At 31.5% G+C, this 23,173-nt stretch carries 25 protein-coding genes; 12 read left to right on the top strand and 13 right to left on the bottom strand.

The window, feature by feature from the left end; genetic code table 11:
• Positions 1-13: 13 nt before the first annotated feature.
• From miaA to V8G69_RS12415, 7 genes are all read right to left on the bottom strand, one after another.
• On the bottom strand, positions 14-925 hold the full coding sequence (gene miaA, locus V8G69_RS12445) for a tRNA (adenosine(37)-N6)-dimethylallyltransferase MiaA (protein WP_394882323.1): 912 nt from the start codon (positions 923-925) through the stop codon (positions 14-16).
• Positions 918-1,769, bottom strand: a complete 852-nt coding sequence (locus V8G69_RS12440) for an ion transporter (RefSeq protein WP_394882322.1) — start codon at positions 1,767-1,769, stop codon at positions 918-920. Before V8G69_RS12440 ends, miaA begins: the two co-directional genes overlap by 8 nt.
• Before the next feature lie 34 nt (positions 1,770-1,803).
• A complete protein-coding gene (locus V8G69_RS12435) occupies positions 1,804-3,171 on the bottom strand; it encodes an exonuclease domain-containing protein (protein ID WP_394882321.1) in 1,368 nt (455 codons plus the stop codon).
• 17 nt (positions 3,172-3,188) lie between these two features.
• Positions 3,189-3,860, bottom strand: a complete 672-nt coding sequence (locus tag V8G69_RS12430; protein WP_394882320.1) for a YggS family pyridoxal phosphate-dependent enzyme — start codon at positions 3,858-3,860, stop codon at positions 3,189-3,191.
• Positions 3,861-3,863: 3 nt separating this feature from the next.
• A complete protein-coding gene (locus V8G69_RS12425; protein ID WP_394882319.1) occupies positions 3,864-5,102 on the bottom strand; it encodes a DUF1015 domain-containing protein in 1,239 nt (412 codons plus the stop codon).
• A 104-nt stretch (positions 5,103-5,206) separates the two neighbouring features.
• Positions 5,207-6,097: a 3-hydroxyacyl-CoA dehydrogenase family protein gene (locus V8G69_RS12420; RefSeq protein WP_394882318.1), complete on the bottom strand. Its 891-nt coding sequence runs from the start codon at positions 6,095-6,097 to the stop codon at positions 5,207-5,209.
• Between the two features lie 10 nt (positions 6,098-6,107).
• Positions 6,108-7,070, bottom strand: a complete 963-nt coding sequence (locus V8G69_RS12415; protein WP_394882317.1) for a Gfo/Idh/MocA family protein — start codon at positions 7,068-7,070, stop codon at positions 6,108-6,110.
• Positions 7,071-7,226: 156 nt separating this feature from the next.
• Here V8G69_RS12415 and V8G69_RS12410 point away from each other — a divergent pair, with 156 nt between their 5' ends.
• Positions 7,227-7,868: a protein-L-isoaspartate(D-aspartate) O-methyltransferase gene (locus tag V8G69_RS12410; RefSeq protein ID WP_394882316.1), complete on the top strand. Its 642-nt coding sequence runs from the start codon at positions 7,227-7,229 to the stop codon at positions 7,866-7,868.
• 6 nt (positions 7,869-7,874) lie between these two features.
• On the opposite strand, the gene V8G69_RS12405 is transcribed toward V8G69_RS12410, so the two are convergent.
• Genes V8G69_RS12405 through smpB form a run of 3 tightly spaced genes read right to left on the bottom strand, consistent with a single transcriptional unit; the run spans position 7,875 to position 9,371 of the window.
• Positions 7,875-8,315: a YybH family protein gene (locus V8G69_RS12405; RefSeq protein ID WP_394882315.1), complete on the bottom strand. Its 441-nt coding sequence runs from the start codon at positions 8,313-8,315 to the stop codon at positions 7,875-7,877.
• A gap of 3 nt (positions 8,316-8,318) precedes the next feature.
• Positions 8,319-8,879, bottom strand: a complete 561-nt coding sequence (locus V8G69_RS12400; protein ID WP_394882314.1) for a hypothetical protein — start codon at positions 8,877-8,879, stop codon at positions 8,319-8,321.
• A 33-nt stretch (positions 8,880-8,912) separates the two neighbouring features.
• Positions 8,913-9,371, bottom strand: a complete 459-nt coding sequence (gene smpB, locus V8G69_RS12395; protein ID WP_394882313.1) for an SsrA-binding protein SmpB — start codon at positions 9,369-9,371, stop codon at positions 8,913-8,915.
• A gap of 171 nt (positions 9,372-9,542) precedes the next feature.
• Between smpB and lpdA the strand changes: the two genes are divergently transcribed.
• Entirely contained in the window at positions 9,543-10,943 is a 1,401-nt protein-coding gene (gene lpdA, locus V8G69_RS12390; RefSeq protein ID WP_394882312.1) for a dihydrolipoyl dehydrogenase, read from the top strand.
• A 247-nt stretch (positions 10,944-11,190) separates the two neighbouring features.
• On the top strand, positions 11,191-12,651 hold the full coding sequence (locus V8G69_RS12385) for a T9SS type A sorting domain-containing protein (protein WP_394882311.1): 1,461 nt from the start codon (positions 11,191-11,193) through the stop codon (positions 12,649-12,651).
• Between the two features lie 8 nt (positions 12,652-12,659).
• Here the strand turns inward: V8G69_RS12385 and V8G69_RS12380 are convergent, their stop codons facing one another.
• The 3 genes from V8G69_RS12380 to V8G69_RS12370 are packed head-to-tail and all read right to left on the bottom strand — an operon-like array spanning position 12,660 to position 14,718.
• Positions 12,660-13,439, bottom strand: coding sequence for a S1/P1 nuclease (locus V8G69_RS12380; protein WP_394882310.1), 780 nt, complete (start codon positions 13,437-13,439; stop codon positions 12,660-12,662).
• 22 nt (positions 13,440-13,461) lie between these two features.
• Positions 13,462-13,950 (bottom strand): threonine/serine exporter family protein, encoded by a 489-nt coding sequence (locus V8G69_RS12375; protein WP_394882309.1) that lies wholly within the window; start codon positions 13,948-13,950, stop codon positions 13,462-13,464.
• Positions 13,951-14,718, bottom strand: coding sequence for a threonine/serine exporter ThrE family protein (locus V8G69_RS12370; protein ID WP_394882308.1), 768 nt, complete (start codon positions 14,716-14,718; stop codon positions 13,951-13,953).
• A gap of 313 nt (positions 14,719-15,031) precedes the next feature.
• Between V8G69_RS12370 and V8G69_RS12365 the strand changes: the two genes are divergently transcribed.
• The 9 genes from V8G69_RS12365 (at position 15,032) to V8G69_RS12325 (ending at position 23,069) form a co-directional block, all read left to right on the top strand.
• On the top strand, positions 15,032-15,535 hold the full coding sequence (locus V8G69_RS12365) for a TlpA disulfide reductase family protein (protein ID WP_394882307.1): 504 nt from the start codon (positions 15,032-15,034) through the stop codon (positions 15,533-15,535).
• A gap of 490 nt (positions 15,536-16,025) precedes the next feature.
• Positions 16,026-16,439, top strand: a complete 414-nt coding sequence (locus tag V8G69_RS12360) for a hypothetical protein (RefSeq protein WP_394882306.1) — start codon at positions 16,026-16,028, stop codon at positions 16,437-16,439.
• A 193-nt stretch (positions 16,440-16,632) separates the two neighbouring features.
• Positions 16,633-17,223 (top strand): outer membrane beta-barrel protein, encoded by a 591-nt coding sequence (locus tag V8G69_RS12355; RefSeq protein ID WP_394882305.1) that lies wholly within the window; start codon positions 16,633-16,635, stop codon positions 17,221-17,223.
• Between the two features lie 116 nt (positions 17,224-17,339).
• Positions 17,340-18,026 carry a hypothetical protein gene (locus V8G69_RS12350; RefSeq protein WP_394882304.1) on the top strand — a complete coding sequence of 229 codons (687 nt, stop codon included), beginning with the start codon at positions 17,340-17,342 and terminating at the stop codon, positions 18,024-18,026.
• Positions 18,027-18,222: 196 nt separating this feature from the next.
• Positions 18,223-18,822 (top strand): porin family protein, encoded by a 600-nt coding sequence (locus V8G69_RS12345; RefSeq protein WP_394882303.1) that lies wholly within the window; start codon positions 18,223-18,225, stop codon positions 18,820-18,822.
• Positions 18,823-19,248: 426 nt separating this feature from the next.
• Positions 19,249-20,316, top strand: coding sequence for a ribosome small subunit-dependent GTPase A (gene rsgA, locus V8G69_RS12340; RefSeq protein WP_394882302.1), 1,068 nt, complete (start codon positions 19,249-19,251; stop codon positions 20,314-20,316).
• A 138-nt stretch (positions 20,317-20,454) separates the two neighbouring features.
• Positions 20,455-21,222: an NAD(P)-binding domain-containing protein gene (locus V8G69_RS12335; RefSeq protein ID WP_394882301.1), complete on the top strand. Its 768-nt coding sequence runs from the start codon at positions 20,455-20,457 to the stop codon at positions 21,220-21,222.
• A gap of 162 nt (positions 21,223-21,384) precedes the next feature.
• A complete protein-coding gene (locus tag V8G69_RS12330; protein ID WP_394882299.1) occupies positions 21,385-22,149 on the top strand; it encodes a DUF6090 family protein in 765 nt (254 codons plus the stop codon).
• 101 nt (positions 22,150-22,250) lie between these two features.
• A complete protein-coding gene (locus V8G69_RS12325; protein WP_394882298.1) occupies positions 22,251-23,069 on the top strand; it encodes a DUF6090 family protein in 819 nt (272 codons plus the stop codon).
• Positions 23,070-23,173: the final 104 nt, after the last annotated feature.

The following is a 23,173-nucleotide window of genomic DNA, read 5'->3' as shown; positions in this document are numbered from 1 at the left end:
AGTAGTGCAGAATTTATTGTTGCTTAATTTTAGCGTTTAATTCTGAAATAATTTTTTCAATTGGGATTTCATAATCAAACCACAAAATTGGTTGGTCTTTTCTAAACCAGGTTAATTGTCTTTTTGCAAAACGGCGAGTATTTTTTTTTATTTCAGAAATTGCAAAATCTAGGGTCCAGTTACCATCAAAATAATTGAATAATTCTTTATAGCCAACGGTATTTAAAGCGTTTAACGCTTTATAAGGATATAAAGTTTTAGCTTCGTTTACCAAACCTTGTTGAATCATTAGGTCAACACGCATATTGATACGGTTATATATAATTTCTCTATCGGCTGTTAATCCAAGTGTGATTGTTTTAAAGTCTCTTTTGGCTTTATTTTTATTTAAAAAGGATGAATATGGTTTTCCAGTTCCAATACAAATTTCTAGAGCTCTTATAACTCTGTGAGGATTGTCAATGGCAATTGAATTATAACTTTGAATATCTAACGTTTCAAGTTGTTCTTGTAAGTAAGTGATGCCTTTTGTTTCAAAATCTTTATTTAATTGAACTCTAATGCTATCGTCAACTTTAGGAAAATCATCCAATCCATTTGTAATAGCGTCCACATAAAGGCCAGAGCCACCAACCATTACAACAACATCATGGGTTTTAAATAATGTATTAAGAGTTTGTATAGCATCTTCTTCAAAAGCACCAACATTATAATCATCTTGAATTGATTTATGATGAATGAAATGATGTTGAACTGCATTCAATTCTTCAGCAGAAGGTGCTGCTGTTCCAATAGTCATTTCTTTAAAAAACTGTCTTGAATCTGCTGAAAGTATTTCAGTTTTAAAATGTTGGGCAAGTTTAATACTCAAAGAAGTTTTGCCAATGGCTGTTGGTCCAACAATAGAGATAAGATATTTACTCATAGTTTAATTTATGACCGCAATTGTAACAAAACTCTGCATTGTCTTTATGGTTTTCTGCAGAACAGTTAGGACAAGATTGAGTATTAAGATGAACATCTATTTTTTTAGAATCTTCTTTGTTTTTACTTAAACTTGTATATTCAGCAGACACAATGCCCGTTGGAACAGCAATAATACCATAACCCAAAATCATAACCAAAGCAGCAATAAACTGCCCTAAAGGAGTTTGAGGTGCTATATCTCCAAATCCTACAGTTGTAAGCGTTACGATACACCAGTACACACTTTTTGGAATATTTGTAAATCCGTTTTCTTCACCTTCAATCATGTACATAATAGTTCCTAAAATGATGGCAACTATAACGACGGCAAATAAAAATACAGATATTTTAGCGCGACTTGCTTTTAAGGCGGATACTAAGTTGTTTGAAGCGCCTAAGTATCTGCCTAATTTTAATATTCTAAACACTCTTAAAAGACGTAAGGCTCTTAAAGCCACTAAAGCATGCGTTCCTGTAAATAAAATTGAAAGGTATTTTGGAATGGTTGATAACAAATCAATGATTCCATAAAAGCTTGTGATATAATTTAAAGGCTTTTTTACACTTATTATTCTAGCTATGTATTCAATAGTGAAGAGAATGGTAATAATCCATTCGCTAATATTTAAAACATCATGGTATTTAGAATCAATGCTTTTAACACTTTCAAGCATAACCATTACAATACTGGCTATAATTGTAATGAGTAAAACAATATCAAATAATTTCCCAGCTGGAGTATCAGCTTCATAAATAATTTCATGAAGTCTTACTTTCCAATGTCTTTTAGATGTATTACTCATGAATTAAAGATAAGAAAAGATTTAAAAACAACTCTTAGTCGTTAAGTTGAATAATTTTCAATCGCTTATTTCTTCTCATATAGCTTTGTATAATATGCTGTGTATCTCTATTATTTTCCATAGGAGTGATAAAAGATTTTAAGACATCTACATTATTTATTTGATAGTTTAAGTTGAAAAAACCAATGCCTTTAAAAACACCATTTTCAATATAGATAGCACTACGTTCATCAATATCACGACCTCTATCAATAATAACCATATTTTTATTTTTATAGCTGTTTTTATGTATGAATTCTTCAACACGTTTGTTATACTCTTCCGTTGGTTCTTTTCCAATACAAGCACCATTGCACTCTTTTATATCGTATTTAAAACAGCTCCTTTTTGTTTTGTATATATCTGTAAGTTTTTGACATAAATTGTAGTCTTCAATAGCTTTTAAAATAAAGCTTTTTGCACTATCTCTGTTGCTAAAGGTTGTAATTGGCTTTTTCCTGCCATCAACTTTATCAATTTTTAAATTGATATAATTATCCTCATCAACAAAACTATATAAGGCGTGAGTGAAAATAGTTCTTCTTAAAGCACGATTGAATATAGGTTTATTGCGTTTTATCTCTTCGCTTTCTTTTAGCAATGCTACCAACTCACTTCCTGTAGTTTCATACGTTACAGCTGTTGCCTGAATTTGAATTTTTTTTGATTTATGATTGGTATTGGTAAAATGCTGATTGATGCGTTTTTTAATATTATTGCTTTTTCCAATATAAATAATCTCACCATCTGCTTTATGAATGTAATAAACACCGGTTGCTGAAGGCATTTTTTCAATAATATCGATATGTCTGGGCTCTAATTGTAGTTTTGGACTTAGTCTAATAGATTCTTGAATGATTTTTTTTGTTGAATCTTTATCAAGCAACATTTTAAATAATTTCACTGTTGCCAAAGCATCACCATTAGCACGATGTCTGTCTGTTACAGGAATACCAAGTGATCGAACCAGTTTTCCTAAACTATATGATGCTTGATCAGGGATTAAATTTTTTGCCAATTCAACTGTACAAAGTGTTTCTCGATTAAAATCAAAACCTAAACGTCTAAATTCTGTTACTAAAATACGGTAATCAAATTGTGCATTGTGGGCTACTAAAATGCAATCATCTGTAATTTCAACAATACGTTTTGCAACTTCATAAAACTTAGGGGCATTACGTAACATGCTGCTATTGATCCCTGTAAGATTTACAACAAAAGGCTGTATTTCTCGCTCAGGATTTATAAGACTTATAAATTGATCGACAACCTGGTGACCATCATATTTATAGATTGCAATTTCTGTAATGCCTTCTTCATTATATTTGCCTCCAGTGGTTTCTATGTCTAATATTGCGTACAAAAATTGATTAAGCTGAATTAAATTGAATAATCTCGTTCTCCAAATATACTACTTCCAACACGAATCATAGTACTGCCACACTCAATGGCAAGTTGATAATCACCACTCATTCCCATGGAAATAATTTCAGGTTTAAAGTTAAAGGATTCTAATGGTTTTAAAGTATTAAAGGTGTGCTTTAATAACTGAAATTCTTTTTTTATTTGATTTTCATCGTCAGTAAACGTTGCCATTCCCATGACTCCCATAATTCTAATATTTTTTAATTCTGAAAAGACTTCTGATTGTATTAAATCAGACGCATCATTAGGCTTCATTCCAAATTTTGAATCTTCTGAAGCTATTTTAATTTGAAGTAAACAATCAATGACTCTATCATGTTTTATGGCTTGTTTATTGATTTCTTCCAAGAGCTTTATGTCATCAACGCCATGAATTAATGACACAAAAGGCGCCATGTATTTCACTTTGTTCTTTTGAACATGGCCAATCATTTGCCATTCAATATCTTTTGGCATCGCTTCATGCTTATCAGCCATTTCCTGGATTTTATTTTCACCAAAAATGCGTTGACCAGCATTGTAAGCTTCCATCAAGTCAGATATAGGTTTTGTTTTTGAAACTGCTACAAGAGTTACATGTTTAGGTAATGAAGATTTTATATAATTAAGATTTTCTTTTATTGCCATAGTTTAAAATTCGTAAATAGTAACGCCACTTCTTAGTTTAGGCTCAATATAGGTACTTTTTGGTGGCATAGTTAAACCATCATTTGCTATGGCTTTCATTTCGTTTATTGTTATGGGAACCAAACCGAATCCAACCTTGAATTCACCGGAATCTATTTTGCTTTTTATATTCACTAAATCATTCTTCCCAAAAGAATAGTCAATTCTGGTGTCATTTCGTAAATCTGTAATGCCTAAAAGTGGTTCTAAAATAGTTTTGTATAAGATTTGTGTATCTAAAGCATCTAAAGAGGTGTGAAAGGAATAATTACTTTTTCTTAAGTATAACGAGTAAAATTCACCATCTAAATACATACAGAAGTGATGTTTTTTATTAGGTTTATATAACTCTTTTCCTCTGTTTTCAATACGAAACTTGGTGTCTAACCTTATTAAGAAAGCTTCTTTTGATAATCCATTCAAATCTTTTACTAACCTGTTAAACTCATGAATTTTTAGATGTGATTCTGGAATTAAATAACTCATAAAATAATTATAAGGTTCATTTCCGGTATGGTTTTTATTTTGAGTTTTTAAATCCTTTGATAATAAATAAGAAGATGCCGAACGATGATGTCCGTCAGCAATATAAATGGTTTCTATGGTTTCAAACTCTTTCTGAATAATCTTAACAGTTTCTTTATCATTCAGTAACCACAAATAATGAGTATCTCTGTAAGTAGTGGTGAATTCAAATTCGGCTCTGTCTTTTTGAATGTTTGATATAATGGTGTCAATAACGGTATTGTCTGGATAGGTAAGTAAAACGGGTTCAGCATTAAAGCCAACAACTTTCAAGTAATCTTTAAAAATATGTTCTCTGTATTCAATTGTGTCTTCGTGTTTTTTAATAATATCCATTTCATAATCTTCAGCACTTGTAGCTGCAATAATTCCTGAAAACGAATAACCTTCTCTGTTTACAATTTTGTAGACATAATAGCTTGGTTTTTTATCCTGAATAAAAACGGAATCTTCTTTAAATTCTAAATATCTGTTTTTTACCAGATTATATCGCTCTTTCCCTGAAATGGTTTTGTTATAACGATAACCCGGATTAACAACATGTAAAAATGAAAACGGATTGTAATCCAGTCGTGCTTCCAGTTCTGCTTGTGTGTAACTTTGGTAAGATCGTGATGCTACCAAACTTACTTTATCTCGTGTAGGACGAACTGCTTTAAATGGAATTACTTTTGCCATATATTTTTCTCGTCATTACGAGGAGTAAAACGACGTGGTAATCTTTTTTAAAGCAAATAGATTGCCACAACTTTTTTTAAAAGTTTCGCAATGACATTATTATTTTATTTTAAAAATTGTTTTGCAACTTTTTCAGCCTTTTTGCTTTCGGAATAATCGTAAAAACCTTCACCAGATTTTACGCCTAATTTACCGGCACGTACCATATTTACCAATAATGGGCAAGGAGCGTATTTAGGGTTTTTAAAACCTTCATACATTACGTTTAAAATAGACAAGCAAACGTCTAATCCAATAAAATCAGCTAACTGTAATGGACCCATTGGATGTACCATACCAAGTTTCATAACCGTATCAATTTCATAAACACCAGCAACACCATTATATAATGTTTCAATAGATTCATTAAGCATTGGCATTAATATGCGATTGGCCACAAAACCCGGATAATCATTCACTTCTACAGGAATTTTTCCTAAGGTTTTTGATAAATCCATAATAATTTTTGTCACTTCGTCGCTGGTATTATAACCTCTGATGATTTCTACCAGTTTCATAATAGGAACCGGATTCATAAAATGCATACCAATAACATGGTCTGGTCTTGAAGTTACCGATGCAATTTGAGTGATTGAAATAGATGATGTGTTTGTAGCAAGAATAGTTCCTTCTGGACAAGCTTCATCTAACTGTTTGAAAATTTTCAGTTTTAAATCAATATTTTCGGTAGCTGCTTCTACAACCAAACTAGCATATTCAACACCTTCTGTAATATTTGTAAAGGTCGAAATATTTGAAAGCGTTTCTTCTTTTTGAGCTTCAGTAATGGTTTCTTTGCTAACCATTCTGTTCAAATTATTGGTAATGGTTTCAATGCCTTTTTTTAAGGCAATTTCACTTACATCAATAAGTTGAACTCTAAATCCGCTTTGTGCAAATGCATGCGCAATGCCATTTCCCATGGTTCCTGCACCAATTACTGCAACATTTTTCATTATGAAAATTTTATTTAAAACAATTTATTATTTGAGTTGCAACACGCAATGCTTCGGTACCATCGTGAAGTGTTACAATAGGCTTTGTGTTATTATTTATAGCATCTGCAAAAGTTTCCAATTCATCTAAAATGGCATTGTTGCCTGCTATGTCCGGATTGTCAAAATAGATTTGTTTTTTAACACCTTCTGCATTTTGAAGTATCATATCGAAATCTCCAGGGATTTCAGGAGCATCCTTCATTTTAACGACTTCACATTTTTTCTCTAAAAAGTCAACTGATATATAGGCGTCTTTTTGGAAGAAACGTGTTTTGCGCATGTTTTTTAATGAAATTCTGCTAGCTGTTAAATTGGCAACACAACCATTTTCAAATTCAATACGTGCATTGGCAATATCGGGTGTGTCACTTATAACTGAAACACCGCTTGCCGAAATGTGTTTAACTTTTGATTTAACGACACTTAAAATAATATCGATATCATGAATCATTAAATCTAAAACTACTGGAACATCTGTGCCACGAGGATTAAATTCGGCCAATCTATGGGTTTCAATAAACATAGGTTCATGAATATCATTTTTAACAGCAGTGAAGGCAGGATTAAAACGTTCAACATGTCCTACTTGTCCTTTAACATGATTTTCTGCTAAAATGGATCTAATATGTTCAGCTTCTTCAACGGTATTGGTTATAGGTTTTTCAATAAATATATGTTTCCCTTTTGATATAGCTTGAATCGCGCAATCATAATGAGAAAGTGTGGGAGTAACAATATCTACCACATCAACAGCATTTATTAAATCTTCAACGGAATGGAATAATTTGTATCCAAATTCTGCTTCCACTTTTTTACCGTTTTCAGTATCAGGATCATAAAATCCTACGAGGTTATATTTTTCAGATTGATTGAGAAGTCTTAAATGTATTTTCCCAAGGTGACCAGCACCTAGAACACCAGCTTTTAGCATTTTTATTTAGGTTTTCAACAAAAATAACATATTTAACGCTTGAAATTCATAATAATCTTCTAAAATTTTATCTATTAATTGTGAAAAATTAATCTTAAATAAATTGTTTTTAGCTAAAATGTTTAACTAATTTTAGACTTGAAAAGAAGACGAAAATTGAAAGACTCATTTAAGCATAAAGGATTAAGACAACAACTGGTTAATGTTTTAAAAACCAAAGGAATAAAGGATGTAAATGTTTTAAAAGCCATTGGCAATGTTCCTCGACATTTGTTTATGGATTCGAGTTTTTTAGACCATGCGTATCAAGATAAAGCATTTCCTATTGCTGCAGACCAAACCATATCACAACCTTATACAGTAGCCTTTCAAACAGAACTATTGGAAGTTAAAAAGGAAGATAAGATTCTTGAAATAGGTACAGGAAGTGGCTACCAAACAGCTGTTTTGTGTGAATTAGGGGCAAAAGTTTTTAGTGTTGAACGTCAATTGGAGTTGTTTAAAAAAACCAGTATATTTTTACCTAAACTTGGGTATCGTGCCAAAAAACTTATTTTTGGTGATGGCTATAAAGGCTTAGAAGAAGAAGCTCCTTTTGATAGTATTATTGTAACGGCTGGTGCACCTTTTGTCCCCAAGCCTTTATTGAATCAATTAAAAATAGGAGGAAGGTTGGTAATTCCTGTTGGTGAAAATGTTCAGGTTATGACCTTATACATTAGAAAGGATACTAAAGAATTTGAGCAGCATGAATTTGGAGAATTTCGTTTTGTGCCTTTATTGGAAGATAAGAATTAAAGGAAATTAATCCCAGACAAATTTCCAGCTACCATCTTGTTGTCGTTTCCAAACGGTATGGAAAACACCTTTGTTCTCTAAATCATTTCCTAAAGAATCTTTATACTTAAAAGTGTAAGAGCCATAAGTATAGCCTAAATCGCCAGAGGAAGAGACATCTACAAAGTCAGGTTTCCAAGAAAGCCCTTTGGTGTTGCTGTTTTTTAAATAGACTTTTATGTTGTCTTTGCCTTTAATGAGTTTATCGTTTCTTAAAAGGATTCCGTCATCCGCAACGAATGCCAAAAAAGCTACATTCATGCCTTCCTTTTCAGCAGTTTTGCAAAAATTCAGTTCAGCGTCAATAATTTCATTCTTCCAGCTTTCAATGGTTTCTTTATTAGGTTTTTGTTGACATGAAAAACCAAGAAGAATTAAAAAACTTAAGATGAAAAGATTCCTTTTCATGATTTAGTTTTTGTTTAAATATTTTTTTGGAATGGGGTTTTCCTTTGTTTCCTGAGTCCAGTAAATATTGATGATCCACCAGCGTTTGCCATCATTTAAAAGTTGGATGCTATTGATGCCTCTCATAAAAGGCTTTTCATCGGTTTCGCTTTTAAAGGATTCATAAGTGCTAAAAACACTGGTTATGTTTCCAAAAGTGTTTTCAGTTCTGTGGATTTCTTTTTCAAAAAAACCATTCTCAACCAACCAATCATTTGAACTTTCTATATAATCGTTTGGAGACATATAACGCACTTTATAAACACCTTCGTTATCTTTCCCCGATGGAATTAATTTGGCTCCTGGTTTAAACAAATATTTAAAAAACTCCCAGTTTCTTTCTACACCTTTTTCACCTGATATCACTTTATACAAAGCTTTTATCGTGCCATCAAGTGTTTTAACTTTCGAACTGTCTATAACCTGGGTTTTAAGAGAATCTTTTTCAGGTTTTACAACCTTTTCTTGAGCATTAATAGTTAAAGAAAAGGTTAGAATAAATACTATAGTTATTAGTTTATGCATGCTTTATAAGTTTAGGTTTTAAAAAAGAAACGCTTATTTATATATTTTTTTGATACGGTCAAGGTCGCGTTTGTTATCACGGTCTTTTAAGGTTTCACGCTTATCGTATAGTTTTTTTCCTTTTGCTAATGCAATATCCATTTTTGCGTATCCTTTTTCATTGATGAATAATTTTAAAGGTACAATGGTAAGCCCTGTGTTTTGAACTTCTTTCAGCAGTTTTTTAAGTTCTTTTTTATTTAAAAGCAGCTTTCTTTCTGCTTTTGGTTTATGGTTGTAATAGGTTCCGTAGATATATTCTTCTATGGTCATATTAATTACAAAAAGCTCGCCTTGCTCATTAAACTCACAAAAACTTTCAGCAATGGAAGCTTTACTACTTCTAATTGATTTTATTTCTGTTCCCGTTAATACAATACCAGCCGTATACTTATCTATTATTTCATATAGAAAGCGCGCTTTTTTGTTTTGTATGTTAATGTTCTTTTGCATAATGACAAAACTACATAATTTTAGTTTGTCTTTCTTTTCAAATTCACGGGTTTTTAATGTTTTAAATGGAAGTGGTTTATGATTTTATTAAAAACGTTTTTTATTGTGGTACCATAAAACATTTGTACTTTTGTGTTCAATTTTTATTAAACAAACATCAAAAATTATCTTATGAAGTCATACGATGTAGCCGTAATAGGTTCTGGTCCTGGAGGATATGTAGCAGCCATACGTTGTGCACAATTAGGAATGAAAACAGTCATTATTGAAAAATATGCAACACTTGGTGGTACTTGCTTAAACGTTGGTTGTATACCAAGTAAGGCACTTTTAGATTCTTCACATCATTATGAAGATGCTATTAAGCATTTTGAAGAACATGGTATTGAAATTCCTGGAGATGTTAAAGTGAATTTAAAGCAAATGATTGCCCGCAAACAAGCAGTTGTTGATCAGACTACAGGTGGCATTGATTTCTTAATGAAGAAAAACAATATTGATGTTTATCAAGGCTTGGGAAGCTTTAAAGATGCGACACATATTTCAATCAACGGAAATGAAACTTTAGAAATTGAAGCTAAAAATACCATTATAGCAACTGGTAGCAAACCATCTAGTTTGCCATTTATTTCTATAGATAAAGAAAGAGTTATCACGTCAACTGAAGCTTTAAAATTACCGGAAATACCAAAACATTTAATTGTTATTGGTGGAGGAGTTATTGGTTTAGAACTTGGTCAAGTATATAAACGTCTTGGAGCAGAAGTAACCGTTATTGAATTTATGGACAGAGTTATTCCAACAATGGATGGAGGCTTGTCTAAAGAATTGAATAAGGTATTGAAAAAGCAAAAATTCAATATAAATACGTCGCATAAAGTTAAGTCTGTTGAAAGAAAAGGTGATGAAGTGATTGTGAAAGCAGATAACAAAAAAGGTGAAGAAATTACATTTACAGGAGATTATTGCTTAGTGTCTGTAGGGCGTCGCCCATACACTGATGGTTTAAATGCAGAAGCAGCAGGCGTAAAAATTACAGAAAGAGGACAAATTGAAGTTAACGACCATTTACAAACATCTGCTAAAAATATATACGCTATTGGCGATGTGGTAAAAGGCGCTATGTTGGCCCATAAAGCTGAAGAAGAAGGTGTATTTGTTGCAGAAACTATTGCAGGACAAAAACCGCACATCGATTATAATTTAATTCCGGGTGTTGTTTATACTTGGCCAGAAGTTGCAAGTGTTGGTAAAACAGAGGAAGCTTTAAAAGAAGCTGGGGTTGAATACAAAACAGGGTCTTTTCCTATGCGTGCTTTAGGTAGAAGCAGAGCCAGTATGGATTTAGATGGGTTTGTAAAAATTCTTGCTGATAAAAAAACAGATGAAATTTTAGGAGTTCACATGATTGGTGCTCGTGCTGCGGACATGATTGCAGAAGCTGTCGTTGCTATGGAATTTAGAGCAAGTGCTGAAGATGTTTCAAGAATGTCCCATGCTCACCCAACATTTACAGAAGCTATTAAAGAAGCTGCTTTAGCAGCGACTGAAGATAGAGCATTACATATTTAAACAAATAGTTACAAAATTCATATTATAAAGAAGCAATCCTTTAGGATTGCTTTTTTTTGCATTTATGAAATAAGTAATTATTAATAATTTGATTTTTTTTATCAATTATTCAACTAACAGTCAGGTGTTTATAAAAATATTTTTTTATATTTAAGGTATTCGAACCTGAACTAATTAAAAGCACAGCCTTAAATCATATTAAGATTTATCTTATTCATGTTATGTTATTAACCAACAATAACTTGATATGAAAACAAAATTGCCAACCTTGATCCTTGCCCTTTTTAGTTTTGTCGCCTACTCTCAAACAACGTATGTTCCTGATAACAATTTTGAAGCTTATTTAGAAGCTAATGGAATGGGCGATGGCGTTGCGAATAATGATTACGTAACTACGGCTAATATTAGTAGCGTTACTAATTTAGACGTCCATTCAAATTTTATTTCTGATATGACTGGTATAGAAGATTTTGCTTCTTTACAAATACTGGACTGCAGTAGTAATAATCTTATTGCTTTAAACCTTCTTAATAACACAGCTTTAACAGAAATTAAATGCTTTAATAATAACATTGGAAACGGTGGAAATAATTTAATATTACCTAATAATAATATACTTACATATCTGAATTGTGGAGACAACAACTTAAGTGGTTTGAATGTAAGTGCATATCCTTTATTGGATTATTTGGCTTGCTATAATAATGCTAGCAATCTTGGTGCTTTGGATTTTTCGTTAAACCCCAATTTAAGAGAATTATATTGTCACAATTCAGGAGTGAGCTCATTAAATATATCCCAAAATGTATTATTGGAAAAATTATGGTGTTACGGAAATTCATTAACTAGTTTAAATATTACCCCACTTACAGCTTTAACAGAACTTATATGTTATACAAATGGATTGAATAATTTTACATATTCTAATAATACATCATTGATTTATCTTGATTGTGGCGATAATCCTATAGGTTCTTTAAATGCATCAATGTTTCCAAATATAGAAACTTTATACTGCTATTATGATAATTTGTCATCTTTGGATGTTTCCAGTAATAACTCTTTAATTTCACTTGATTGTGGCGGTAATACTTCAATTAATAGTTTGCCACTGCCAAATACTAAAACAAATCTTGTTAATTTATGGGCTTATGAAATGAATTTATCTACATTGAGCTATGATGAATATACACAACTTCAAAAACTGGATATTGGTATCAATAATTTCACAAGTGCCGATGTGAGTATGTTGCCTAATTTAACTCAGTTTTACTGTAACCAAAACCAGCTAACTTCACTAAACATAGCCAATGGAAACATTGATAATTTGGCATGGATGTGGGCACAAGATAATTCAACAGGACTATGTATTCAGGTAGATGATTTAGCAAAAGCAACTGCGAAATCAAGCCCAAACTGGCAAAGAGATTCTGGTAGTACTTTCTCCTTAAATTGTAGTTTGGGAACAGACGATTTTAACTTATCGAGTGTTTCAATCTATCCTAATCCGTTTAATGATAAATTCTATGTTAACGTTAAATTGGAAGCCAACTATACATTAACCAATATGCTTGGGCAAAAAGTAAATAGAGGTATTTTAAATACCGGAATCAACGAGTTAGCAACCAATACCCTAGTTAGTGGTCTTTATTTATTAAATATACAAACCACAGAAGGCTTTTCAACAAAAAAACTAATTAAGGAATAACTATTTTTTTAAAACAAATCGTTCAACACTTTTGCTAATCTGATGCCACCTTTTTGTAATTGAGAACGTACGGTTTCAAAATTATCATATGAGTAGCTGTAACGCAAATTGTCGTTGGGTTTCACATTGGCATACACGTGTCGTGTCAATTTGTGTGTGTCGTTTACCCAGTCAACAATGGTTCCTTCTTGAATGGCTTTAACTTGATCTTTGTTTAGCACATCGGCATTGTCTGCAAGTTCACTGTAACTCATATTGAAACTGTCAATCATTTCTCTATCCCAAACAGAGTGTAAATTTGAATCTTTATAAAACCATTGTAATTTAAAGTCATTACCACCTTTGTCTTCTACAAGGCCAACATGCATGGGCTGATGCAAATCGCCAATAAAATGGATTAATAATTTCAGATAAAAAGCCTTATCATCATCACTCGATGTGTCATCTTTTATAATTTTAATACAGGTATTGATACCACTTACCAAATCGCCATTAGTGTTTTTTTCAGACTCTTCATAGTTGGAATCTAAAGGCATATTAATAAAATGCCAGGTATAAAAAGCATCAAAACGTTTGTCTGATTTTATATCATCTCCAAAGGTTGAAACCAAGGCAAGCGATTTATTGTTAAGTAACTTTTCAATTTTTCTTTTGGTTTTTCTTTTTAAATATTGGTCAGCTATTTTACCAACTACTCTATGTCCAGTATTGCTCCAGTCGTCAGAAGCATAAGAATTAAACGAACATAAAAGCGAAATGGATAATACAATGGAAAATAAATGTTTCATTATTTATAAAGAGTTAATAAGATTAAAGTTCTATTTTTTTTACTGAATTTTTTTTGAGCAATAGCATAGGTAAAGCAACCCCAACAGTAAGTGAAATCAACACAAAAACCATGGTGAATCCATTGGTAAAAATAGCATCAATTAAGGCTATTCTCTTGCTGGCATCGCCTTCCATAAAAATAAAATTCATGACAGACAGTACGGTTTCGTATGCAAAATATCCTGGAATCATGGGGATAACCGGAGGGATAGAAAAAACAACAGGCGGTTGATGTATTTTATGTGCCATAGGAATAGAAATAATCCCTACAAAAAAAGCAGCTAAAAAACTACCAAGCACCACATGTACATGAAAGTGCATTAAACCAAATTTTATTAAACCTGCACAAAAACCTAATGCAAAAACGGTGAAAATGGCACTTCTTGGAATGTTGAATAAAATTCCAAACCCTAAGGCCGCAGCGCCCGACCAAAATGATACTTCCAGTAATTTTAATATAATGTCTGACATTTAATTTAATTGAAAAAGGTACATAGCTAAAAATAGTCCGATCGACATAGATAATACAATCATTAAACCAGTGGTAAATCTCACCATGCCATTTAAAATATTATTATCCATCAAATCTGTAAATGAATTTATTAACGGAACACCAGGAACTAAAAACAATATAGAAGTAGCCAAGGCCGTTTGCGGATGCTCGCCAATATTATAAAGAATTCCAATAGAAGCGGTTACTGACGCCAGAAAAGACCCCAAAAATATTCTGATGTAAAGATTGTACTTTAATTTATGGGTTTCCTGAAATATATAAAGCCCAATAAACGTACTCATAAAAGCCACAAACATATTTAAATAATCACCCTTAAAAATATTGCAAAACCCAGCGCCAGCTAAACTTACAGCAATAAGAACAACAATTCTTGGATATCTGTTAAGTTTTTTAATGCGTTCAATTTCATTGGAAATTTGTTCTAAGGTCCAGTTTTCACTTAAGGCATTCCAGCTTGCTTTACTAATGGCAGAAATAATTGAAAAGTTAATAATGTAAGGCGGAATGTTTTGAACCCTTGTACAGCTTAAATTGGTTTCCTCATCTGTTAAAGTCATAATAAATGTTTTATGACTTATCATACTGGAAGCTTTAACATTTAAAACAGAAGCAAATCTGTCAATGCTTAAGTTTACTCTGTTGGTATTAGCGCCCGAAACCATTAAAAGCGACGAAATCTCTAACAGTAAGTTAGCGGTTTGTATCAGTTTTGGAGAATCATTCATATTAAAATGAGATACATAAAAATCTGAACAAATTTAATGTTTTCAAATCTTTTTAAGGGAATAAATCAAGCTAATAATATGCAATTATTAATAAAGGTTTTTGAAAAAAGTGCAATTAAAATGTTAATTGAATTTATTATATGTATAATATTTGTTTTTTTAGGCTTTGGTAATTATTAAATAAGGTATTATGATGTTTAAAAAGTGTTTTTTTTATTAATAACACATTATAAATTTGTTTCGTTATTTATAGCTAAAAAGGTAGATTTGATAATTAAATGTAGATTTGATAATTAAATAATGTAAACACAAAATGAAATCTTACTTAGCCTTATTGCTTGTAACTTGTTTAATGGTTTCATGCAAACCAAAAGAAACAGATAAAAATGCCACCATTGAAACCTTAGAACAGTTTTCGGACCTGCAAACAATCATTGATAGCGAAGCCGATGGTGTTTTGGTTTTAAATTTCTGGTCAATCCACTGTCCGCCATGTATTAAGGAACTGCCTCATTTTAACACCTTGGAAACCGAGTACCAGAACAAGCATGTAAGAGTGTTGCTTATAAATCTTGATTTTATTAAAAAATTAGACCCAAGATTATATCCGTTCGTAAAAAAACAAGGTATTAAACAGGAGATTATGATTCTTAAAGACCAGAACTATACCAAATGGACCGAACATGTTGACCCCGACTGGTATGGAGCCTTACCGGCAACACTTATTATAAAAGGCGACAAACGTCATTTTAGGTTTGGCAGTTACGAACAGTATGCCGATTTAAAAAAAGATCTGGATGCGCTAATAAGCCAATAACAGGATGAAATTTTTTATAGCACTTTTTGGAGAGTAAAGAACCTCGTTTTTATAGTAGAAAGTTTTAAACCAGGTATAACTTACTAGAGTAGTAAGAAAATTTGATACTTCCAAAAAATGACACATATTGACACATATTGCTAGCTATTGACACACATTGACGCAACCGAGTAAAAACAAAGGGGTTTTGTTCGGGTTTTGTTCGAGTCTTGTTCAGCTACTGTTCGGGTGTATTTTTTAGATGGGGCTTTGCCCGAACAAAGGGTGGGTACATATAAAATAAAACCCAAATAACTCTTTAGATACTATAAAAATGTTTGCCTTTTGTAAGTATATATTTACTATATTAGCTTATAGATATAAGAACAAAAAAAATAATAGGGATAAGTTTATGTTAAAAAAGCATTGTTATCCATCCATTTTAGAATTGTATACGTTGTTCAATAACTCATACAACTAAGTTGTAGTGCATTTAAAAAAACCTATCTGAATGGATTTAAAACCTGGAAAATTGATTCTCTTCTTCGGACTTTTTTGTTTTGCAATTTCCTTGTTATTAATCTATGTTCTGTTTTTTGTGCTTAAGGAATATGAAAACGGCGGACTTTTGAGTGTTATTCTAATGTTTATTGCTTTTCTCTCAATCGGACTTTACCTGACCATACATTATTACAAGTATAGAATTATTATCGGAGATAAATCAATGATTATAAAAAACGAGATTGGGACAAAAAAAGAAATTTATTGGACTGACATTGACAAAGTGGATTACAATAAAACATTCAATATGATTGTTGTTTTGAGCAATAAAAAGAAAAAATGGATTAGCCCTATTTATGGACACTTCATTGATTTCGTCGACTCTGAAAAGTATTCAGAAAAACTTAAAAAAATGATTAAATAAAAACGCACTACAACACAGTATATAAAAAATTGCTAGTTTTATACTAAACCTATGTTAGTTGCTTTGTTTGCTAGCTTCTGATTTTCCTTCGGAAAATCCTTGCACACAAACACGCAACTTTCCATATACCAAACGTTGGCAATAATTTGCCCAAAAAACTGAAATTAAATATAAACAAAACTTGACTTAACTTATGAAATCAAAACTTTATTGGATTTTAACTTTATTTTTAGCTCTAAATTTAAACGCCCAAGAATCTAAATTTGACATTGAGGCTAATTTCCCAATCGCTATTGGAGATAATTTTTTGGGAGAAAACTATAACGGAATTATTGACTTGGGAATCAACTATAGATTTCTACAAAAAGAAGTGCTGAATTTAGGAGTGTCCGCGAATTTTGGATTCTTTAAAAACACTAAATCAGGTGCAACCGACCTGAATCAACTGTTTGACGTTAAAATTATTCCTATTCAACCTCGCTTATTTGCAGAGTTTAATATTCCGAATTTAGAAAAACTTCATCCTCAAATCGGAATTGGATATTCAATACTTATTTATAATGCAGAATGGGCGGACAATCGAGATGCTGAATTGCCTGCTGACATTGATGATAGCGAAAGTGGATTTAATTTTAATTTAGGAATTGCATATGATATATCTGAAAAATTCTTTTTACAAGCACAATATGATTTTGTAAAAATCGGAGTTGAAAATGGAGTTCCAGATATGAGTTACAATACGAATATTAATATTATGAAATTCGGAATTGGATATGGACTGTAAAAAACTACCTACAACAATGGCTATAAGTAATTGCTTGTTCTCGCCTACTCGGAAAATCCTCGCACGCAAACACGCAACTTTCCATATAAATATAAACGTTGCCACTAATACGAAAAATGATAATATTATTAGCTTTTATCTTAATAATTTTTACATCTGCTAAACCAATTCAACTTGACCTTGGATTACCCGAAATTCAAGCTGTTTGTAAGGTCACATTAAACGACGGAAAAACTATCGAAGGATTTATAACATTTGGAAGTGGAGGATATGAGTACAAATACAGACCAAACGGATTTTGTTTAGTTCACGACAATGGAACAAAACAATTAATTCTTTATGATTTTAAGTTTAATCTTTCAAATCCCGATAGTTATGCTTCCTATCGCAAGGGAACTGCGAAATTGTATTATGTCGAAAACATCAGTAAGAGATTTTACGAACAACCAAAAACTAAATATGACGAAGAAAAGAAAATATTAACTGTTACTAAAACTGACATTGAAAAATATAGGCTTTTAGAAGAAATGGTTATGTATAAAAACATTCCATTGGATCTATTTCTTGCCTATAAAGAAAATAATGAAAGTGAAAAAGTAAAAATAAAAATGAACGAAATAAAATCGATCGAATTATTAAAGAACCCCAGCAAAAGTTCACTCGATATAATTGAAAAAGCACGAATTAGACAAGCCAAATCTGAAAAAGAAGATGGCTATTGGGTAGATTATCAACCGCCCGCTTGGTATCACGAAATAATCAAAAATCAAGAAAGAATTGATTATTTGTCGCAATACTTTTAGCGGAGAAAGTACTGGTGGCAACACCGTGTAAAAATAATTGCTTGCTCTTGCCTACTCGGAAAATCCTCGCGGATTTTGCTTTCAGCCAGTTTGCGTTGCTCGTGTCTATTCGGTTTGTATTTGCTAAATTAGGTGCTTAAACACACCACTATTCTTATACAAATACGTTGGCAAACATTTGACAAAACACAAACTTATGAACTTAAAAAAAATAATTTTAGCATTTTCATTACTAATATCAATGAATTCCATTGCCCAAAATGAAATTAGAATTGGTGTTAAAGGAGGGGTGAATCTTTCAGGTTTACATACTCAATTTGGCACTACAACAAGTAATCAAGGATTAAATATTGGAGGAATATTTGAATTAGAATTGAACAATTCACTTTCATTGTATACTGAATTATTGTACAATAAAAAAGGAGGAGTTTTCTATCCTGAAAACACTAAATCATCAACAAATATTTCATTAGATACAGAACTCCACTATTTAGATATACCAATACAAGTAAAATTTTCATTCTTAAATAAATTGAGTATTGATTTTGGACCCCAAATAGGTTTTTTACTCAATAGTAAAGGAATAATAGGCAATTCAATTAGTGATAACGGGAAAGAAGTTAAATTCAGCAATACTAATTCAATAGAATTCGCATTGAATGGTGGTTTTAGTTATAAATTAAGTAATGCCTTAATTCTACAATCAAGATATTCATATGGTATGACAAAGGTCTTTAAAAATGAAAGAGTTAAAAATTCTGTAATTAGTTTATCAATAGGTTATTTCTTTAATTAAAAAAACGTTGGGTAATACCGTGTAAAAATAATTGCTTGTTTTACCCTAAACCAATGTTAGTTGCTCGTTTGCTAGCTTCTGATTTTCCTACTGAAAATCCTCGTACACAAACACGCAACTTTCCATATAACATAAACGTTGTACTTAATACAAAAACACACTCTTTATTTGAACTTTATAAGGGAAATTTTTTAATTTTGTACTCTAATTAAATTTCATGTCTATTACATCTGTAATATCATATTCGGATATTGTAAAATAGATAGTCAATTTCTTTGACTATCTACGTTCTTTTCTTCAGGTAAGAATATGAAGCATTTCTTCTTATTTACATTTTACAAATAAACACATCAATTGTGAACGCTTTTGTATTTAAATTAATTATGAATATCGCAAGTGTTTACAATATTTTAAAACACACAGAATATGAAATTAGAACATTTAGGATATAACGACAAAATAGAAAAACTAAGAATTCAACATAATCTATTAGACTTTGAAATCGGAAGAATTATTTCAGAGCACAAGGAAAGATATATTGTTAAAACTGAAAAAGGGGAATTTGATGCAGAAATTACAGGAAACTTAAGATATACTGCAAATACGCGTGAAGATTTCCCTGCTGTTGGTGATTGGGTTACAATTTATGAATATGACGACAATAAAGTACTTATTCATTCTGTCTTCCCAAGAAAAACAATTATTGAAAGACAAGCCGTTGGAAAACAAGGTGAAAAGCAAATTATTGCAACAAATATTGATTATGCCTTCATTGTTCAAGCTGTTGACAGGGATTTTAACATTAACAGAATTGAAAGATATTTGACCATTTGCAATGTATCGAATGTAAAACCGATTATCGTTCTCAATAAAATTGATTTGATAAATGATAGCGAATTATCAGAGTTGGTTAGTAAAGTTCAAGAAAGGATAAAACAAGTACCGATAATTCCCATAAGCAATGAGTCTCAAAAAGGATTTGAAAAACTCAAAGAGTATATAGTAAAGGGCAAAACCTATTGTTTATTAGGCTCATCAGGAGTAGGAAAATCAAGCCTTCTAAACAATCTTTCGGGTAAACAACAGATGAAAACCAATACGATTAGCGCAAATACGAATAAAGGACGGCACATTACAAGCCACCGAGAATTAATAGTTCTTGAAAATGGTGGAATTATAATTGACAATCCCGGAATGAGAGAAGTGGGTATCGCAGATTCAGTTGGAGGATTGGAAAAAACATTTGAAGAAATAGTTGAGCTATCTAAAAACTGTAGATTTAAAGATTGTACCCATACAATAGAAATTGATTGTGCTGTTATGGCAGCTGTTGAAAATGAAAAAGTAGATAAATTGTTCTATGAAAATTATCTGAAAATGAAACAAGAAAAAGAACATTTTGAATCAACTGTTGCTGAAAAACGCAAAAAAGACAAAAATTTTGGAAAAATGGTCAAGCAATTTAAAAATTTAAAAAAATCAAATAAATACTAAGTACAACAATTTGTATAATTCACTGCTTCGAAAAATCCTGCACTTTTACTATCTTTCGTCCACGGCGGAAAACCATAGCTGATTTCCCGAAACAAGCCATTCACAAAACTGTTGTATTCGAGTAAAAATGACATTATATTGAATCAAAGAATTAGCATATTAGGATGTGGTTGGCTTGGAATGGCTTTAGCACTTGAGTTGATCAAGAAAGGGCATAGAATTAATGGTTCTACCACATCTCAAAACAGATTAAGTAAGCTTGAATCAAATGGAATCAAACCATTTGTAATTGACATTGGCAATAAGAATATTGATATTTCAGACTTTTTATTCTCTGATGTTTTAGTCATAGCTATTCCTTCAAAAAATATTGAAGACTTTAAAAATTTGATATCTAAAATTGAAAAATCAGAAATACGCAAAATAGTGTTCATTAGTTCAACATCAGTTTATCCAGACACCAACGGAATAGTTACTAAAGAAACACCAACAAAAAATACGCATCTTTCAGATATTGAGCGATTATTTAAATCAAATGCCTTTTTTAAGACAACAATAATAAGATTTGGAGGCCTGTTTGGTTATGACAGACAACCAGGTAATTTTATTAAACCTGGTAATAAGTTGAATAATCCAAAAGGCTATATAAACTTAATACATCGTGATGATTGCATTCGAATCATTGAACAAATAATAATGAAAGATATTTGGAATGAAATTTTAAATGCCTGTTCGGATAGTCACCCAATGAGAATGGAATTTTATCTAAAAGAATTTAAAAAGTTAGGGAGAACGGATATCACATTTGACGAACAATCTGACAATAGTTATAAAATAGTGAGTAGCCAAAAATTGAAGGATTTATTAAACTATGAATTTGAATATAATAATCTCATGAATTATTAAATAAAGCCAGCATACAACACCGTATGAAAATAATGCTTAGTTTAGTGGTTAATCAAAGGTTAGTGCCGTTTTGCTAGCTTCTGATTTTTCCTTCAGAAACGAGTGAAACGGCACTAATCTTATGTAAATACGTTGTGCTTCATTATGACAAACCGCTAACCAATGATAAAATTCTATAGAAAAATTAGACAAAAAACTTTAACTGAAAATAAGTTCGGAAAATATCTGACTTATGCAATTGGCGAAATTGTACTTGTAGTTATAGGGATTTTAATAGCATTGAGTTTAAATAATTGGAATCAAAAAAAATCGGAACGCAAAAGTGAAAAGCAATATATCGTTTCATTGATTGAAGATGCAAAAACTGATTTATCAAATTTCAATAATGCAATCATCGTTAATGAAGAGCGCATTAAAATTCTGGATTCACTTGCCTCAATGTGCTTTAACTATAATGAGAAAGAGGGAAAAGACCCAGAGCTTATTATGCAAAATAATAAAGCATATAAACATCCCGTTTTTGTTACTTATACAGATAGAACCCTAGCACAATTAAAAAATACTGGTAATATTGGGTTAATAACTGATAAATCCATCGTGGATGCGATTATAGAATATGAAGGTTATTTTGAGAAACTAACCAATCAACAAGTGTGGTACGAAAATGCTCTTAATAATTTAATTGAAAGTGGAATTCCAGTTTTTAATTTTAAGTACAAACCAAAAAATGGCGAAAATTTTGATAAAGATCTTTTTTATAAGACGGCAAAATTAAATACTACAAACAAACAATTAATCATTGAATTAGGGAATAGGGCAATAATGTATTCCTCTATTACCGATTATTATTTAAGATTACTAAAAGAAGGGCAAAAAAGGTCAATTGAACTTATTAAAATTTTAGATAATAATAATGAAAAAAAATAACGAAAGCACAACATCGGTTATAATCCATTGCTCACAACCAACCAAAACCAAAAAATGCTATCTTTAGCCAACTATGGGGAATCGTAACCAATTACTGACCAATGATAAAATTCTTTCGGAAAATCAGACAAAATAGTATTGAGCAAAACAAAACTATCCATTACCTAAAATATGCAATTGGAGAAATTATTCTTGTTGTTATAGGTATTTTGATTGCACTACAGGCTAATGAATGGAACAACGAACGCAACAGAAACAAAGCTGAGACCACCATTCTTAAGCAGCTTCAAACCGATTTAAAAACATCAGAAACCGAACTTCAAGAGATTAAGACCTTTTATTTGGATAGGGCTAAGGCTTGTGCAGTAGTGGAAAGAGCATTCTGGAAAAAAGAGGTTCCAAATGATAGCATTGAAAGATCAATACGTCTCCCTCTGAGCAGTAGAATCTATAGTCCTGTTCTAGGGACTTTAAGGTCGCTTATCAATTCAGGAAATATAGATATTATAAGCTCAGACAGTATTAAAAATGAGCTAACCTCTTATTTGGAAAAAGTTGACTATATGCTTAAAGATATTAGCCGGTATGAGGAAACCTATTACCGAAAAGGAGTAGAAAGAGCGAATCAAAATTTTCCCAATACCTTTGCGTCATTAGAAGAATATCAAAATTATTATAGTGAGAACTTAGAGAAAGTAACCCAACGAGAAAGTTATGAACTTGGCTTATACCTAACTCCACCTGATTTAGAAAGAGTCCCGTTTCAATCCAGTCTGGAAGAATTTTTTCAAAATAAGGAACTCTTTATTGCGTACCGCAATTTATTTACTGCCCATAGAAACGTTCATCGTACGTATGGCGATATTCTTTCAATCACCCGCGAACTTCTTATCAAGATAGAAAAGGAAATAAGATTTTAGATTGATTGGTATTCCATCCTAATTTTTATGAATTAATGAAACGAAAACACAACATTGTCCATAATTAGCTACACTGAACCCAAAGGTTTGACTTCGTCGAATCT

The sequence above is a fragment of the Gaetbulibacter sp. M235 genome, from assembly GCF_043876835.1.
In the GTDB taxonomy this organism is placed as follows: Bacteria; Bacteroidota; Bacteroidia; order Flavobacteriales; family Flavobacteriaceae; genus Yeosuana.
The sequence above is the reverse complement of the archived record's forward strand: the minus strand, read 5'-3'. Positions and strand labels throughout refer to the sequence as shown.